This is a genomic window from Actinomadura rubteroloni (assembly GCF_002911665.1).
GTDB classification, from domain to species: Bacteria; Actinomycetota; Actinomycetes; order Streptosporangiales; family Streptosporangiaceae; genus Spirillospora; species Spirillospora rubteroloni.
The window spans coordinates 1,431,332-1,449,544 of record NZ_MTBP01000002.1; the positions used below are offsets into that span (position 1 = coordinate 1,431,332).

The following is an 18,213-nucleotide window of genomic DNA, read 5'->3' on the forward strand; positions in this document are numbered from 1 at the left end:
TCAGTCGTCCGCGAGGCGGGCGGTGAGGAGGCGGACGATGTCGGCGAGCGGTTCCGGCTTCATCAGGTCGTGGTGGCCGTGGGCCACCTCGTGGACGCGGACGGCGCCGGACACGTGCGGGCGCCAGGACGCGGGCGCCGCCGCCGCGGGGGCGAACGACGGACGTCCTTCCGTCGCGACGACCAGCAGCAGGTCCCCGTGCAGGACGCCGGGCGTGAAGCGGCCGGCGAGCCGGGCGCTCTCGGCGTTGACCCGCTCGACCGCCGACAGCGCGCCGCCCGCGTCCGGGCCGCCGGTCTCCGGCGGACGCGGGCCGTCGGGCGCGCTCTCCCCCGACGACGGGTAGCCGTCCAGGCTCGCGACCAGGTCCACCTGCGCGCCCTCCCGCTGCGCGTGGACGGCGACGGCGTGCGCCAGGAGGCCGCCGAAGGACCAGCCGAGCAGGCGGTACGGGCCGTCGGGCCGGACGGTCCTGATCTGCTCGAAGTAGTGCGCGGCCAGGGCCTCCATCGTCTCCGGCGCGTCCCCGGTCCCGGTCAGGGCCGGTGACTGGAGCGCGTAGACGGGGACGTCCTCGGGCAGCCGTTCGGCGAGCGCCCCGTACGTCCAGCCGAGGCCGGTGCTCGGCGGCAGGCAGAACACCGGCGGACGGCCGCCGCCCGCGCGCAGCCGCAGCAGCGGGCTGAAGTCGTCGGCCGCGCCGCCCTGGTGGACGGCCCGGACGATCGCCTCCGGGGTGGGCTCGGCGAACAGCGCCCGGACGCCGATCTCCGCGTCCAGGACCTCCCGGACGCGGGCGATGAGCCGCATCGCGGTGAGCGAGTCGCCGCCGAGGTCGAAGAACGAGTCGTCGGCGCCGACGCTCTCGCGGCCGAGCACCTCGGCGAACAGGCCGCAGACGACTTCCTCGGCGCGGTTCGCCGGGGCGCGGCCCGCCGGCCGGGCCTCGGGGTCGGGCAGTGCGGCGCGGTCGAGCTTGCCGTTCACGGTGAGCGGCAGCGTCTCCAGGACGACGAACGCCGCCGGGATCATGTAGTCGGGCAGCCGCTCGGCGGTGAACTCGCGCAGCGCGTCCACGTCCAAGCCGTCGCCGACGACGTAGGCGACGAGCCGGTCGTCGCGGACGAGCACCGCCGCCTGCGCGACGCTCTCGTGCGCGGCGAGGACGGCCTCGACCTCGCCCGGCTCGACGCGGAACCCTCGGATCTTGACCTGCTGGTCCGCGCGGCCCGCGAACACCAGCTCGCCGTCAGCCGTCCACTTGGCCAGGTCACCGCTGCGGTACAGCCGCTCGCCCGTCCCGAACGGGGACGCGATGAACCGCTCGGCCGTCAGGTCCGGACGCCCGACGTAACCGCGCGCCAAGCCCGGCCCGGTGATGTAAAGCTCGCCGACGACGCCGGGCGGGACCGGGCGCAGGAACTCGTCCAGCACGTAGGTCCGGGCGTTCTCGATCGGCCGGCCGATGGAAGGCGGCAGGTCGTCGCCGCTGATCGCCGGGTCCACCGGGCCGAGCGTGGTGATCACGGTCGCCTCGGTCGGGCCGTAGGTGTTCCAGACCCGCGAACCGGCCGTCCACCGCGCCGCCTGGTCGGCGGTCAGCAACTCGGCGCCGAGCACCCAGTTACGGACGCCGGAAACGGCGGCCGGGTCCAGGACGCTCAAAAGCGACGGCACGACGCTCGCCACGGACACGTCCGCGTCGCGGATCATCCTGGCCAGCGCGGCGGGCTCGGCGCGCTCGTCCGGCGACGCGATCGCCAGGGTCCCGCCGCCGCCCAGCGTCACCGCGACGTCCAGCACGGCCGCGTCGAAGCTGAACGACGCGAACTGCAACGCCGTCACCCCGGGCTCCACGCCCAGCGAAGGACGCAGAGCCTCCGCCAGGTTCACGACGCCCCGATGCGAGACGGCGACGCCCTTGGGACGACCCGTCGACCCCGACGTGTAGATGACGTACGCCAACTGATCAGGCGCGAGCACCGTGCCCAGCGGCTCGTCCGACAGCCCGGCGGCCGTGGACGACGTCAGCACCGCGTGCGGCGTCGTGCCGGGCAGGGACGCGAGGGTTCCGGCGGTGCCCAGCACCAGGGACGCCTTGCTGTCGGCGATGACATAGGCGAGCCGGTCGGACGGGTGGGACACGTCCAGCGGTACGAACGCGCCCCCCGCCTTCCACACCGCGAGCTCCGCCACCACCATGTCCACCCCGCGCGGCAGGCACAGCGCGACGACCGACTCCGCAGCAACGCCCAGCGTCCGCAGGTGCCGGGCCAGACGGTTCGAGCGGGCGTCCAGCTCCGCGTACGACAGGGCGTCCGCGCCGCAGCGGACGGCCGGGGCCGACGGCGTCCGGGACGTCCACGCACCGAACAGCCCGAGCCAGTCCGCAGTAGAACGGGCGGCGGACGTGGCGTTCCAGTCCGCGACGACCGTCCGGCGCTCGGGCTCGTCCAGCACCTCGATCCGGCTGAGCGGCACCGACGGGTCCGCCGCCACCTGCTCCAGCACCCGGACGAGCCGCGCCGCCAGGCCCTCCGCCGTGGCCGCGTCGAACAGGTCCAGCGGGTACTGGACGCCGCCGCCGATCCCGGTGGGCGTCCCGGCCGCGTCCCGGTGCTCGACGAGCGTGAACGACAGGTCGAACCGGGCGGCCTCGGCCTTGGGCGGCAGCGGCTCGGCGACCAGGCCGGGCAGCGGCAGCGACCGCCGCTCCCCGCCGACGCTCTGCACGCTCAGCATCACCTGGAACAGCGGGTTCCGCGCCAGCGACCGCGCCGGGTTCAGGTCCTCGACCAGCCGCTCGAACGGGATGTCCTGGTGGTCGTAGGCGGCGAGGTCGGCGTCCCGGACGCGGGCGAGGAGGTCGGCGAACGTCGGGTCGCCGCTCACGTCCGTGCGCAGGACGAGCGTGTTGACGAAGAAGCCCGCCAGCTCGTCCAGCGCGGTGTCGCCCCGGCCCGCGACGGACGTCCCGACGGGGATGTCGCGGCCCGCGCCCGTCCGCGCCAGCAGCACCGCGACCGCCGCCTGCGCCAGCATGAACATCGTCGCGCGGTTCCGCTGCGCGAGGTCGGCCAGCGCGGCGTGCGCCGTCGCGGACAGGCGCAGGTCCGCCGAGCCCGCGCGGAACGACGGGACGGCCGGACGCGGACGGTCGGTCGGCAGCCGCAGCTCCGGCGGCGCGTCCGCGAGGGCCGTGCGCCAGTAGGCGAGCTGGGCGCTGACGACGCTGTCCGGATCGTCCAGGTCGCCGAGCGCCTCGCGCTGCCAGAGCGCGTAGTCGGCGTACTGGACGGGCAGCGGGTCCCAGCGCGGCGCCCGCCGCTCGACCCGCGCGGTGTAGGCCATCGACAGGTCACGCTGGAGGATGCCGATCGACCAGCCGTCCACCGCGATGTGGTGCATGACCAGCAGCAGGACGTGCTCGGACGGCCCCACCACCAGCAGCGATGCCCGCAGCGGCAAGTCCGTCGTGACGTCGAAGCGGCGCGCGGTGCGGGCCGCCACCTCCGCGTCCGGGTCGGTGACGTGGGCGATCTCCAGGTGCGGGTGCGCGTCCAGGATCTCCTGGCGCGGCACGCCCCGGCTCTCGGGGTAGACCGTGCGCAGGCTCTCGTGCCGGGCGACGACGTCGGACAGCGCGGCCTCCAGCGCCGGGACGTCCAGGCTGCCGGTCAGCCGCAGCGCCAGCGGCAGGTTGTACGCGGCGCCCTCGCCCCGGCCCTCCAGCCGGTTGAGGAACCACATCCGCTGCTGCCCGAACGACAGCGGGATCGCCTCGGGCCGGACGCGCGGGGTGACGGTCGTGACGACCGCGCCGTCCGCGCCCTCGACCATCCGCGCGACGGCCTCGGGGGTCGGGTCGGCGAACAGGGCGCGGACGCCGATCTCCGTGCCCAGCTCCTCCCGGACGCGGGCGATGAGCCGCATCGCGGTGAGGGAGTCGCCGCCGAGGTCGAAGAAGGAGTCGTCGGCGCCGACGCGCTCGCGGCCGAGGACGTCGGCGAACAGCGCGCACAGCGCCTCCTCCGCCCGCGTCGCCGGGGCGCGCCCCGCCAGCCGCGCCTCGGGCTCGGGCAGCGCGGCGCGATCGAGCTTGCCGTTGACGGTGAGCGGCAGGGCGTCCAGCACGACGAACGCCGCCGGGATCATGTAGTCCGGCAGCCGTTCCGCCGCGAACTCCCGCAGCCCCTCGACGTCCAGCCCGGACGCGCCGACGACGTAGGCGATCAGGCGGTCCTTGCGGACGACGGCGGCGGCCTGCGCGACGTCCTCCTGCGCGGCGAGGACGGCCTCGACCTCGCCCAGCTCGACGCGGAACCCGCGGATCTTGACCTGCTGGTCCGCGCGGCCCGCGAACACCAGTTCGCCGTCGGCGGTCCACTTGGCCAGGTCGCCGCTGCGGTACAGGCGTGCGCCCGTCCCGAACGGGGACGCGACGAACCGTTCGGCCGTCAGGTCCGGACGCCCGATGTATCCGCGCGCCAGGCCCGGCCCGGTGATGTAAAGCTCGCCGACCACGCCGGGCGGGACGGGCTGCAAGAACTCGTCCAGGACGTAGGTCCGCGTGTTCTCGATCGGCCGGCCGATGGAGGGCGGCAGGTCGTCGCCGCTGATCGCCGGGGCCACCGGGCCCGCCGTCGTGATCACCGTCGCCTCGGTCGGGCCGTAGGTGTTGACCACGTGCGCGACGTCCGTCCACCGCGCGGCGAGGTCGGCGGTCAGCAGCTCGGCCCCGAGCACCCAGGTGCGGACGCCCGGAACGGCGGCCGGGTCCAGGACGCTCAGCAGCGACGGCACCACGCTCGCCACCGACACCCCGGCGTCCCGGATCATCCCGGCCAGGGCACCCGGCTCGGCCCGCTCGGCGGACGACGCGATGGCCAGCGTCCCGCCCGCGCCCAGCGTGACCGCGATGTCCAGCACGGCCGCGTCGAAGCTGAACGACGCGAACTGCAACGCCGTCACGCCGGGCTCCACGCCGAGCGAAGGACGCAGAGCCTGCGCCAGGTTCACGACACCGCGATGCGACACCGCCACGCCCTTGGGTCGGCCCGTCGACCCCGACGTGTAGATCACGTACGCCAACTGGTCGGGCGCCACCGGCCGCGCCGCCGCGTCGGCGGGCGCCGCGACGGCCTCCTCGAACGTCACCGGGACGGCGATCGGCGGGAGCCCGGCGAGCGTGTCCTCCGTCCCGATCACGACGGCCGCGCCGCTGTCGCCGATCACGTACCCGAGACGTCCCGCCGGGTGCGCGGGGTCGAGCGGCACGAACGCCGCGCCCGCCTTCCACACGCCGAGCAGGGCCGCCACGTAGTCGACACCGCGCGGGAGGCACAGCGCGACGACGGTCTCCGGGCCGACGCCGTGCCGGGCGAGATAGCCGGCCACCCGCGACGCCTGCTCGTCCAGCTCGGCGTACGTCAGCGCGGCGGCGGTGGAGCGGACGGCGGGAAGCGCCGGGCCGGACGCCGCGCGGGCGGCGAACAGGTCCAGCCAGGTTCCGGCGGGCAACGCGGCGGACGTGGCGTTCCAGGTGCGCACCACGTTCGCGTGCTCGTCGCGGTCCAGGACGTCCAGGCGGCTGATCCGCAGGCGCGGGTTCGCCGCGACCTGCTCCAGGACGCGCGCCAGCCGGTCCGCGAGGCGGTGCGCCGTCGCGGCGTCGAAAAGGTCGGTGGCGTACTGGATCGTCCCGCCGATCCCGGCGGGAGCGCCCTCGGCGTCGCGCTGCTCGGCGAGCGTCACCGACAGGTCGAACCGGGCGGTCTCCAGGCCGGGACCGGCCGGGAGCGGACGCATCTTCAGGCCGGCGGGCTCGAACCCGCCGCGCGACGGCGCCGAGTTCTGCACGCTCAGCATGATCTGGAACAGCGGGTTCCGCGACAGCGACCGCGCCGGGTTCAGGTCCTCCACGACCCGCTCGAACGGAATGTCCTGGTGAGTGTAGGCGGCGAGGTCGGTCTCCCGGACGCGCGCGAGCAGGTCGGCGAACGTCGGGTCGCCGCCGACGTCCGTCCGCAGGACGAGCGTGTTGACGAAGAAGCCGATGAGGCCGTCCAGCGCGGTGTCGCCGCGACCGGCGACGGGCGTGCCGAGCGGCAGGTCCGTCCCGGCGCCGACCCGCGCGAGCAGGGCCGCGAGCGCCGCGTGCGCGACCATGAACATCGTCGCGCGCCCGCGCTGCGACATCTCCACCAGCTTCGCGTGCGTGTGCGGGCCGACCCGCACCGGCACCGACGCGCCCCGGAACGAGGACACGGCGGGACGCGGACGGTCCGTCGGCAGCCGCAGTTCGGCGGGCGCGTCCGCGAGCGTCGCGCGCCAGTAGGCGAGCTGGGCGCTGATCAGGCTGTCCGGATCGTCCAGCGTGCCGAGCACCTCGCGCTGCCACAGCGCGTAGTCCGCGTACTGGACGGTCAGCGGCTCCCACGACGGCGCGCGTCCCGACGACCGCGCCGCGTACGCCGCCCCCAGCTCGCGGGTGAGGACGCCCATCGACCACCCGTCCACCGCGATGTGGTGCGCGACGACCAGCAGCACGTGATCGGTCGGCCCGAGGACGTACAGCGTCGGACGCCACGGCAGGTCGGACGCCACCGCGAACCCGCGTCCCATCTCGGCCGCCAGCAGGTCCGGCAGCGCGGACTCGACGGTCGGCACCACCGCGAGCCGCGGACGCGAGCCCTCGCCCGACAGGATCTTCTGCGACGGCACGCCGCCGACCTCGGGGTACACCGTCCGCAGGTTCTCGTGCCGGTCCGCGATGTCGCCGAGCGCGGCGGACAGCGCGGGCACGTCCAGAGCGCCGCTCAGCCGCAGCGCGAGCGGCAGGTTGTAGGCCGCGCCCTCGCCCGTCCCCTCCAGCCGGTTGAGGAACCACATCCGCTGCTGCCCGAACGACAGCGGAACGGCGTCGGGCCGGACGCGCGGGGCGAGCGCGGCCCGGGTCTCCTCGCCGCCGCCGATGAGGCGGGCCAGCTCGGCGGGCGAGGGCGCGGTGAACAGGTCGCCGATGCCGGGGTCGGCCTCCAGCACGGCGCGGATGCGGGCGATCAGCCGCATCCCGAGCAGCGAGTCGCCGCCCAGCTCGAAGAACGAGTCGTCCGCGCCGACCCAGTCCAGCCCGAGGACCTCCCGGTACAGGCCGCACAGCATCTCTTCGACCGGGGTCGCGGGACCGCGTCCGCGCACCGCGCCGGTCAGCTCCGGCGCGGGCAGCGCGGCCCGGTCGATCTTGCCGTTGGCCGTGACGGGCAGCGCGTCCAGCGTCAGCAGCGCGGCCGGCACCATGTACTCCGGCAGCCGCGCGGCGAGGTGGTCGCGCAGTTCGGCGGCGGCGGTCGCGGGCGCGTCCGGAGCCGGGACGACGTAGGCCACCAGCCGCTTCTCCCCCGGCCTGTCCTCCCGCGCGAGCACGGCGGCCTGCCCGACGAGCGGGTGCCCGGCCAGCACCGCCTCGATCTCGCCCGGCTCGACCCGGTACCCGCGGATCTTGATCTGCTCGTCGGCGCGGCCGCCGAAGACGAGCACGCCGTCGGGCGTCCAGCGGGCGAGGTCGCCCGTCCGGTACATCCGGCCGCCGCCGAACGGGCTCGCGACGAACCGCTCGGCCGTCAGCGCGGGCCGCCGCAGGTAGCCGCGCGCCAGCCCGAGCCCGCTCACGTACAGCTCGCCGGTCACCCCGGCCGGGACGGGCTGGAGGAACTCGTCCAGGACGTACACGCTCGCGTTGTCGCGGGGCCGTCCGATCGGCAGCACCGCCGGCGGCTCGGACCCGGCGGGAAACGCGTGGGTGGTCGCGCACAGCGTCGTCTCGGTCGGCCCGTACAGGTGCCGCACCGACAGCCGCGACGCCGCCGCCATCACCTGGCCCGCCGCCCCGGCCGGGACGACGTCGCCGCCGGTCAGGACCTCGTCCAGCCGGGCCAGGCAGTCCGGGGACTCCTCGGCCAGCACGCCGAACAGGCCCGCCGTCACATGGACGGCCGTCAGCTCGTGCTCCTCGATCAGCCGTTCCAGCGCGCCCGCGTCCAGCGCGCCGGGCGGGGCGACGACGACCCGCCCGCCGTGGACGAGCGGCACCCACAGCTCGAACGTGGACGCGTCGAACGCGTGCGGCGCGTGCAGCAGCACCCGGCCGCGCGCCGCCGCGCTCCAGCACGAGTCGGTGACGAGCGCAGCCACGGCCTCCTGTGTCGTGACGACGCCCTTCGGCGTGCCGGTGGAGCCCGAGGTGAACATGACGTAGGCGACGTCGCCGGGGCCGGGCGCCGCGCCCGCGCCGGGCGGGGACGCGAGCAGGTCGGCGGCGATGAGCGCGTCGGCGTCGGCGAGCGCGCGGTCGGCGACCCGGACCGGCACGGCGTCCAGCACGAGAGCCGCGCGCTCGGCGGGCCAGGACGGGTCGACCGGCGCGTACCCGGCCCCCGCCTTCATGATCCCGAGCAGCACCGCGACCAGTTCGGCCGAGCGCTCCATCACGACGCCGACCAGGTCGCCCCGGCCGACGCCGCGCGCCGCGAGCCCGCCCGCGACGCGGTCGCTGAGGACGTCCAGCTCCGCGTACGTCCACGGCCGCGTCCCGATCAGCGCGACGGCGCCGGGCGTCTCGGCCGCGCGGGCGCGGAACAGGCCGGGGAGGGTCCGCACCGGGACGGGCCGGGACGTGTCGTTCCACCGCCCCACGATGAGTCGGCGCTCGGCCTCGTCCAGCACGTCGATCCGCCCGAGCAGCAGCCCGGGGTCGGCGGCCATCTGCCCGAGCACCCGCAGCAGCCGGTGGACGAGCGCCCGCCCGGCCGCCGCGTCGAACACGTCCGGCCGGAAGCTCACGCGCAGCCGCAGCCCGTCGGAGACCGTCACGCCGAGCGTCAGCGGATAGTGCGCGGAGTCGCGTCCGCCGCCGGGCACGGTGAACTTGAGCGGGCCGGGCGGGTTCTGCGGCTGCTTGTCGCCGCCGCCGCCCCCGGACGGGTAGTTCGCGAACGTCATCAGCACGTCGAACGCCGCGCCCGCGCCCGCGACGCGCTGGATCTCGCTCAGCCCGAGGTACTGGTGCGCGACCAGCGCGGCCTGCCGCTCCTTGATCTGGGTGAGCAGTTCGGCGACGGTCGCGGACGGGTCCAGCTCCACCCGCACCGGGACGGTGTTGATGAACAGGCCCAGCATGTTCTCCGCGCCGGGCAGCTCCGCCGGGCGTCCCGCGACCGCCGACCCGAACACCACGTCCCGGCGTCCGGCGAGCTTGCCGACCAGCAGCGCCCACGCGCCCTGCACGACGCCGTTGAGCGTCAGCCCGTGCCGCCGCGCCAGCTCGCGCAGCGGCCCGACCAGCTCCTCCCCGGCCTGCGCCTCGGCCTCGCCGGGCGCGACGGGCGCGGCGTTCTGCACGGCGGGCGCGACGAGCGTCGGGTCGGTGAGGCCCGCCAGCGCGGTCTTCCACGCGCCGCGCGCGGCGTCCCGGTCCTGGCGGCCGAGCCACGCCAGGTACTCGCGGTACGGGGTGACGGGCGGGAGCCCGCGCGTGGTGCCGCCCGCGTTGTACGCGGCCCACAGCTCGGACACGAGAATCTGCAGCGACCAGCCGTCCAGGACGATGTGGTGCTGGGTGACGACCATCCGGTGCCGGTCCGCGCCGAACTTCACCACCAGGACGCGCAGCAGCGGCGGCTTGGCCGGGTCGAACCGCCGGGCGCGGTCGGCGTCCGACAGCCGGACGGCCTCCGCCTTCGCCTCATCGCCCGGCATTCCGGATAAGTCGACGAACTGCCAGGGCAGCTCCACGCTCCGGGCGATCACCTGCACCGGGTTGTCCGCGCCCACCGGCCGCCGGAACCCCGCGCGCAGGCTCGCGTGCCGCTCCAGCAGCGCGTCCCAGGACGCCTTGAGCACCGCGACGTCCAGCGGGCCCTCGATGTCCAGCGCCCGCTGGCCCGCGTAGATGTCCAGCGCGCCCTCGTCGAAGAGGGCGTGGAACAGCAGGCCCTCCTGGAGCGGAGAGAGCGGCCAGACGTCCTCGACTCGTGTCCGCGCCATTTAGAGTTCCCCTTCGAGTTCGGCCTCAAGTTCGTCGATCAGGTCCTGGTCGAGCCCGGCGAGGGGGAAGTCCGAGGGCGTGTGGCCGCCGCCGGACTCGGTCCCCGCCGCCATCCCGGTGAGCATCGCCGCCCACGCCTCGACCAGCTCGCGCGCGGCGGGCTCGTCCAGCAGCCCCGACGGCCACGCCAGCGTGAGCGTGAGCCGGGCGCCGTCGGCGGTGTCGGAGGCGAGCGCCGCCGCTTCCAGCACGTGCGCGGCGGGCGTGCCGGGGGCCAGGCCGCCGCCGGGCGCGGCCTCGGGCGCGGGCTGCCAGTCGCCCGCCGGGCCGGCCGGGCCGCCGCCGCCCATCCGGCCGAGGTAGTTGAACCCGACGCGGGGGCTCGGCAGCCCGTCCAGCGCGCCGGACGCGCGCAGCAGGCCGTGCCCGAGGCCGTCGCCGGGGACGGCCCTGAGCTGCTCCTTCACCAGCTTCACGACCCGTCCGGCCTCGTCGCCGCCCGCCCGGACCTGGGCGAGGTCGGCGGTGCCGACGTCCAGCCGGGCCGGGCGCAGGCTCGTGAACCAGCCGACCGTGCGGGACAGGTCGCGGGCCGCGCCGAGCGGGGTGCGGCCGTGGCCCTCCACGTCCACCAGGAACCCGTCGCGCACCGGGCCGCCGCGCCGCCGCGACCAGTCGGTGAGGGCGGCGGCGAGGGCGGCGAGCAGCACGTCGTCCACGCCCGCGTGGAAGGCGGCCGGGACGGTCGTCAGCAGCGCGTCCGCCGGGACGGTCGCCGCGACCTGCCGCAGCGTCGCGCCGACGTCGCGGGCCGGGTCGAAGGGGCGGCTCGTCGGCGGCTCGTCGGCGCCCGCGAGCAGGTCCCGCCAGGCGGGGGCCTCCTCGGCGCGGGCCTGCCCGGCCAGCTCCAGCGCCCACTGGCGGAACGGGACCGGGACGGGCTCCAGCTCGGGCGTCCGGCCCTCGCGCAGCGCCCGGTAGGCGAGCGCGAGGTCGGGCAGCAGCACCCGCCAGGACACGCCATCCACGACGAGGTGGTGCAGGACGAGCAGCAGCCGCCCCCGCTCCCCCGCGCCCCGGTCCAGCAGGACGGCCTCCAGCATCGCGCCGCCGCGCGGGTCCAGCCGGGCCGCCGCCGCGCCGGTCTCGCGCCGGACGAGATCGGCCAGGTCGCCCGGGGCGTCCACCGTGCGGACCGCGAAGGGGGCGCCGTCGGCCGGGACGGTCAGGACGCCGTCGCCGAGCCGGGCGCGCAGCACCGGATGCCGGTCCGCGACCGCGTCCAGCGCCCGCGCCAGCAGCGCGACGTCCAGGTCGGCGGGCGTGACGACCAGCATCGACTGGAACGTCTCGCCGACGCCGTCCCCGGCCCGCTCGACCAGCTCGCTCATCACCGGCGTCAGCGGGATCTCGCCGGCCGGGTCCACCCGCACGGCCGCCGCGTCCTCGGCCGCCTCGGTCGCGACCGCCGCCAGCCCCGCCGGGGTGCCGGACTCGAACACCTGCTGGACGGTGATCACCAGGCCCGCGCGGCGGGCCCGCGCCACCAGCGTCATCGACATGATCGAGTCGCCGCCCAGCTCGAAGAACGAGTTCTCCGCGCCGACCCGCTCCAGCTTGAGGACGTCGGCGAACAGGTCGCAGAACACCTGCTCGCGGGGCGTCCCGGGGCCGCGTCCGACGGCGAGCGCGGCGGTGTCGGACGCGGGCAGCGCCGCCCGGTCGATCTTGCCGTTCGCGGTGACGGGGAACGCGTCCAGCACCACGACCGACGCCGGGACCATGTACTCGGGCAGCCGCGCGGCGAGGTGGGCGCGCAGCGCGGCGCCGTCGGGCTCGGCGTCGCCGGGGACGACGTAGGCGACGAGCCGCTTGCCCGGACCGTCCTCGCGGACCACGACGACGGCGCGGCCGACGTCGGTCCGCTCGGCGAGGACGGCCTCGATCTCGCCCGGCTCCACGCGGAAGCCCCGGATCTTCACCTGGCCGTCCACGCGGCCCGCGAAGACCAGGTCGCCGTCCTTGGTCCAGCGGGCGCGGTCGCCCGTCCGGTACATGCGGCCCCCGGCGCCGGTCAGGTCGGCGACGAACCGCTCCGCCGTCAGCGCCGGACGGCCCCGGTAGCCGCGCGCGACGCCGTCCCCCGCCACGTACAGCTCGCCGGTCACGCCCGCCGGGACGGGACGCAGGAAGTCGTCCAGCACGAGCGTCCGGGTGTTGGCGCGGGGCCGTCCGATGGGGAGGACCGCGCCGGGGGAGGCGCCCGGCGCGATCGCGTGGGTGGTGGCGCACAGCGTCGTCTCGGTCGGCCCGTACAGGTGCCGGACGGTCACGCCAGGGCACGCCTCGCGCACCCGCCGCACCGCGCCGGGCGGGACCGCGTCGCCGCCGGTCAGGACCTCCCGCACGCCGCCGAAGCAGGCGGGCGCCGCCTCGGCCATCGCGCTGAACAGGCCCGCCGTGACGTGGACGGCCGTCAGCCGGTGCTCGGTGACCAGGCGTTCCAGCGTGACGGCGTCCAGCCTGCCGGGCGGCGCGACGACGACGGTGCCGCCGTGGACGAGCGGCACCCACAGCTCGTAGGTGGACGCGTCGAACGCGTGCGGCGCGTGGAACAGGACGCGTCCGCGCGCCGCCGCGCTCCAGCACGGGTCGGCGGCGAGGGCCGCGACGCCGCGCTGCGTCGCGACGACGCCCTTCGGGGTGCCGGTGGAGCCGGACGTGAACATGACGTAGGCGGTGTCGTCCGGGCCGGGCGCCTGGGGCTCGCCGTCGCCGGTGATCTCGGCGTCGATGACGAGCGTGGTGCCGTCCAGGACGGCGTCGCGCCGCGCCTGCGGCCAGGCCGTGTCGATCGGGACGTAACCGGCGCCCGCCAGCGTGATGCCGAGCAGCGTCGCGACCAGCTCGGGCGAGCGGTCGAGGGCCACGCCGACGAGATCGCCGCGCCCGACGCCGCGTCCGGCCAGGGCGCGGGCGATCGCGTCCGCGCGTTCGGCCAGGTCGCGGTAGGTCCAGCTCGTGCCGTCCGTCTCGACGGCCGGGGCGTCCGGGGTGGCCGCGGCCTGGGCCCTGAACAGCTCGGGCAGGGTCGCGGCGGGCAGCGGGTGCTCGGTGGCGTTCCAGCCGGCCGTCACCCGGTGGCGTTCGGCGTCGTCCAGGATCTCGAAGCGGCTGACGCGCGTGCGCGGGTAGGCGGCGACCTGGTTCAGCAGGCGCGCGAGCCTGGCGGCGAGGTCCTTGACGGTCTCCTCGTCGAACAGGTCCACCGCGTACTGGAGCATGCCGTCCAGGCCGTCCGGGGAGCCGTCGGCGGCGCGGCGCTCGGTCATGCTCAGCGACAGGTCGAACCGCGCCTCCAGCGGACGCGGCGACATCGGCCGGACGGCCAGGCCCGGCAGCCGCCAGCCCTGGTCCTGCGGGAAGTTCTGCAGGCTCAGCGACACCTGGAACAGCGGGTTGCGGGCCAGCGAGCGGACCGGGCTGAGCTCGTCCACCAGCCGCTCGAACGGGACGTCCTGGTGCGCGTACGCGGCGAGGTCGGCCTCCCGGACGCGCGCCACCAGCTCGGCGAACGTCGGGTCGCCGGACAGGTCGGTGCGCAGGACGAGCGTGTTGATGAAGAAGCCCGCGAGGTCTTCCAGCGCGGCGTCGCCGCGTCCGGCGGTGGCGGTGCCGACGGGGACGTCCGTGCCGGCGCCGGACCGGGCCAGCAGCAGCGCCCACGCCGCGTGGACGACCATGAACATGCTCGCCCGGCCGCGCTGCGCGATCTCGACCAGCCGCGCGTGGGCCGCCGCGTCGACCCGCACCGGGACCGCCGCGCCCTCGAACGACGGCACGGGCGGGCGCGGGCGGTCGGCGGACAGCGTCAGCTCGGGCGGGGAGCCGTCCAGCGCCGTCCGCCAGTGGTCGAGCTGGGCGCTGATGAGGCTCTCGGGGTCGTCCAGGTCGCCGAGGACGTCCCGCTGCCAGAGCGCGTAGTCCGCGTACTGGACGGGCAGCGGCTCCCACGCCGGCGCGCGGCCCTCCCTGCGCGCCGCGTAGGCGGTGCCGATGTCGCGCTGGAGCACGCCGACGGACCAGCCGTCCACCGCGATGTGGTGCAGGACGAGCAGCAGCACGTGGTCGTCCGGGGCGAGCCGGAGCAGCCGCGTCCGGTACGGGAGGTCGGCCGTGAGGTCGAACGGGCGGGCGGCGCGCTCGGCGAGGACGTCCTTCAGGTCGTCCTCAGCGACGTCCTCGACCTCCAGGATCGGACGGCCGTCGAGGATCCGCTGGTAGGGGGTGTCGTCGATGGACGGGTACACCGTGCGGAGGCTCTCGTGCCGGTCGGCGAGGTCGCCGAGGGCCTCTTCGAGCGCGGCGACGTCCGGGCGTCCCTCCAGCCGGTACGCGAGCGCCATCGTGTACGCGGCGCCTTCGAGCTGGTTGAGGAACCACATGCGCTGCTGCGCGAACGACAGCGGGATGCGCTCGGGGCGCTCGCGGCGCGTCAGCGGGGGGCGGACGCCGTCGCCCTTCTCGGCGACCAGCCGCGCCACGCCCGCCGGGGTGCGCGCGGCGAACAGGTCGCGGACGGGGACCTCGGTGTCCAGGACGGCCCGGACGCGCGCGATCAGCCGCATCGCCGACAGCGAGTCGCCGCCGAGGTCGAAGAACGAGTCGTCCGCGCCGACGCGCTCCAGGCCCAGGATCTCGCCGAACAGGCCGCACAGGACCTCCTCCAGCGGGTTCGCGGGGGCGCGTCCGCCGGACATCCCGGCGAAGTCGGGGGCGGGCAGCGCGGCCTTGTCGAGCTTGCCGTTGACGGTGACGGGCAGCTCGTCCAGGCCCACGACCGCCGCCGGGACCATGTACTCGGGCAGGTGCTCCGCCACGTGCTCGCGGGCGCCGTCGGCCGCCCGCGCGGGGACGACGTACGCGACGAGCCGCTTGTCGCCGGGCCGGTCCTCGCGGGCCACGACCACCGCCGACTCGGTCCCGTCGCGCTGGGCGAGCACCGCCTCGATCTCGCCGGGCTCGACGCGGAAGCCGCGCACCTTGACCTGGTCGTCGGCGCGGCCCGCGAACATCAGCTCGCCGGAGTCCGTCCAGGACGCGCGGTCGCCCGTGCGGTACATGCGCTCGCCGCCGCGGGCGGCGAACGGGCAGGCGACGAACCGTTCGGCGGTCAGCGCGTGCCGTCCCAGGTAGCCGCGGGCCAGGCCGGGGCCCGCCGCGTACAGGTCGCCGGGGACGCCCGGCGGGACGGGACGCAGGAACTCGTCCAGCACGAACAGCCGGGTGTTGGTGATCGGGCGTCCGATCGGGACGGGCTTGTCGGCGTCCGCGTCCAGCGCGCCCGTCGCCGAGACGTACACCGTCGCCTCGGTCGGCCCGTAGAGGTTCATCATGCGCCGGCCCGGCGCCCAGCGGGCCACCAGCGCGGGCGGGCACGCCTCGCCGCCGGACGCGATGAACTCCAGCGACTCGGGCAAATCCTCCACCGCCGCCAGCACCGACGGCGGAACGATCGCGTGCGTCGCTCCGAACCGTTCGGCCAGCTCCGCGAACGCGCCGTGCGCGCCGGACCGGTCGCCCTCGGCGGTGATCAGCGCGGCGCCGGTGAGCAGCGCCATCGTCAGCTCCCAGAACGCGGCGTCGAAGCTCAGCGACGCCAGTTGCAGCACCCGCTTGCCGGGACCGCCGCCGAACTGTTCGCGCTGGTGGCAGGCCATGTTGCCGATGCCCTCGTGGGTGACGATCGTCCCCTTGGGCACCCCGGTGGACCCCGACGTGTAGATCACGTACGCGGGGTGCCGGACATTGAGCGGCAACCGCCGGTCCGCGTCGCTCGGCCCGACGTCCGACCGTCCTGTGATCTGGGCTGCGACCTCTGGATCGTCCAGTAGAACCCGCACGGTCTCCGCGCCGAGATCGGCGGGGAGGACGGGTTCGGTCTCGGTGGAGCAGAGGACCAGCTTGGGGCGGGCGTCGGCGAGGATGAAGGCGATCCGCTCGGCGGGGTAGTTCCTGTCGATCGACAGATAGGCGGCGCCCGCCTTCACCGCGCCGAGCAGCGCGGCGACGAGCGCCGGGGAGCGGCCGAGGACGACCGCCACGATGTCGCCCGGCCCGACGCCGCGCGCGATCAGCTCGTGCGCGACGCGGTTCGCCTCGCGGTCCAGCGCGGCGTACGTCCACACGCCGTCCGCGCCGACGACGGCCGGGGCGTCCGGCGCGGTCGCGACGCGCTCCTCGAACAGCGCGGGCAGCGTCGCCGTCGGCACGTCGGCGGCGGTGGCGTTCCAGTCGGCGAGGACGGTGCGGCGCTCATTCTCGTCCAGCACCTCGATCCGCCCGACCGGACGCCCCGGGTCCGCCGCGAACTGCTCCAGCACCCGCACCAGGCGTCCGCCGAGCACCTCCACCTCGGCGGGGGTGAACACGTCCGCGCGGTGCTTGAGCCGCAGTTCCAGGTCGTCGGTCGGCGCGACGACGAGCGTCAGCGGGTAGTGCGCCGCGTCCCGCACGGCCGCGACGTTGAGCGTCAGGGCGCGTGCCCCGGCCTGGGGTCCGGACGGCCCGACCGGGTAGTTCGCGAACGACATCAGCGTGTCGAACGAAGCGCCGCCGCCCGCCAGCCGCTGGATCTCGCTGAGCCCGAGATACGAGTGGTCCACCAGCGTGGACTGCCGCTGCTGGACTTCGGCGAGCAGGTCCCCCACCGGCAGCGCCGGGTCCAGCCGCACCCGCACCGGGACGGTGTTGAGGAACAGCCCCAGCATCCGCTCGACGCCGGGCAGCTCGGCCGGACGGCCCGCGACGGTCGACCCGAACACCACGTCCCGGCGGCCCGTCGCCTTGGCGACCAGCAGCGCCCACGCGCCCTGCACGACCGTGTTGAGCGTCAGGCCGCGCGCCCGCGCCAGCTCGCGCAGCGCGGCGGCGAGCCGCTCGCCCGTCCGGACGACGACCTCGCCGGACTCGCCGGGCGGTGTGTCGGCGGCGGCCGGGGCGACGAGCGTCGGCTCGTCCACGCCCGCGAGGGCCGCGCGCCAGGCGTCCCGCGCGGCGTCCCGGTCCCGGCCCGCCAGCCACTCCAGGTACTCCCGGTAGGGCGTGACGGGCGGCATGCCCGCCGCCGTCCCGCCCGCCTGGTACGACGCCCACCACTCCTGCCGGAGCAGCGGCAGCGACCAGCCGTCCAGGATGATGTGGTGCAGTGTCACGACGAGCCGGTGCCGCTCCGGCCCGAACCGCACCAGCAGCACGCGGATCAGTGGCGGGACGTCCAAAGCGAAACGACGTTCCCTTTCCTCGTCCGCGAGCCGGTGCGCCTCCGCCGTCGCCGCGTCGCCGTCCAGCCCCGACAGGTCCGCCTCCCGCCACGGCAGCGCCGCCCGCCGCGCGATCAACTGCACCGGCGTCCCCGACCCGCGCCGCTGGAAGCTGGCCCGCAGGATCTCGTGCCGGTCCACCACGGTCTCGAACGACGCCTTCAACACGGCGGCGTCCAACGGCCCCGTCAGGTCCACGACCTCCTGACCGGCGTAAACGTCCGGCGACCCCTCGTCGTAGGTCGCATGGAACAACAGGCCCTCCTGGAGCGGGGAGAGCGGCCAAACTCCTGCGAGGGCGGAGGATGTCAAGGCGTTTCCCTTTCTACGATCTGCTGGGCGATGGCCTCGAACTCGTCGAGGTCGTCCTGACTGATCTCCGCCAGGGGGAAGTCGGACGGGGTGTGGTGCGCGCCGGTCGCGGCGGTGGGGGCGGTCATGCCGGTGAGCACGTCCGTCCACAGGGCCGCGAGGTCGCGGACGGCGCTCTCGGCGAGCAGGCCGCGCGGCCAGGCCAGGGTGAGGGTGAGGCGGGGGCCGGACGGGAGGTCCTCGATCATGCCGCCGGCCTCCAGGGCGTGCGCGGCGGGCGTCCGGTCGCCGGACCCGCCGCCGAGCCCGGCCGGGCGCCAGTCCGACGGCGTCTCGTCTCCCGCGCTCACGGTGAAACGGCCCAGGTAGTTGAAGCCGACCTGGGGGGCGGGGGCATCGGCCAGCAGCGGCGCGGTCTCGGGGTCGAGGTGGCGCAGGATGCCGTAGCCGAGGCCGTCGGCGGGGACGGCGCGCAGTTGCTCCTTCACCGCCTTGATCACCTCGCCCGCCTCGGGGCCGCCCGCGCGGACGCGC

Annotated in this window: 3 protein-coding genes (1 of these 3 running past the window's edge); all 3 read right to left on the reverse strand. The window is 75.8% G+C overall.

Going from position 1 to position 18,213, the window contains the following annotated elements; all coding sequences use genetic code 11:
• Tightly spaced (each overlapping or abutting the next), the 3 genes in view from BTM25_RS18210 to BTM25_RS18220 form a layout consistent with a single transcriptional unit that may run on beyond the window.
• Positions 1 to 10,044, reverse strand: coding sequence for a non-ribosomal peptide synthetase (locus tag BTM25_RS18210; RefSeq protein WP_103564052.1), 10,044 nt, complete (start codon positions 10,042 to 10,044; stop codon positions 1 to 3).
• Positions 10,045 to 17,679 (reverse strand): non-ribosomal peptide synthetase, encoded by a 7,635-nt coding sequence (locus tag BTM25_RS18215; protein ID WP_103564053.1) that lies wholly within the window; start codon positions 17,677 to 17,679, stop codon positions 10,045 to 10,047.
• On the reverse strand, positions 17,676 to 18,213 hold the 3' end of the coding sequence (locus BTM25_RS18220) for a non-ribosomal peptide synthase/polyketide synthase (RefSeq protein WP_168212150.1). 19,841 nt of this gene lie beyond the right edge of the window; the window shows 538 of its 20,379 coding nt (coding positions 19,842-20,379); its start codon lies beyond the right edge, outside the window — the gene reads right to left on this strand; it ends in the stop codon at positions 17,676 to 17,678. Before BTM25_RS18220 ends, BTM25_RS18215 begins: the two co-directional genes overlap by 4 nt.

Excerpts from the sequence above, each read along its gene's own strand:
- BTM25_RS18210 (WP_103564052.1), bottom strand. The coding sequence starts at position 10,044 with ATGGCGCGGACACGAGTCGAGGACGTCTGGCCGCTCTCTCCGCTCCAG.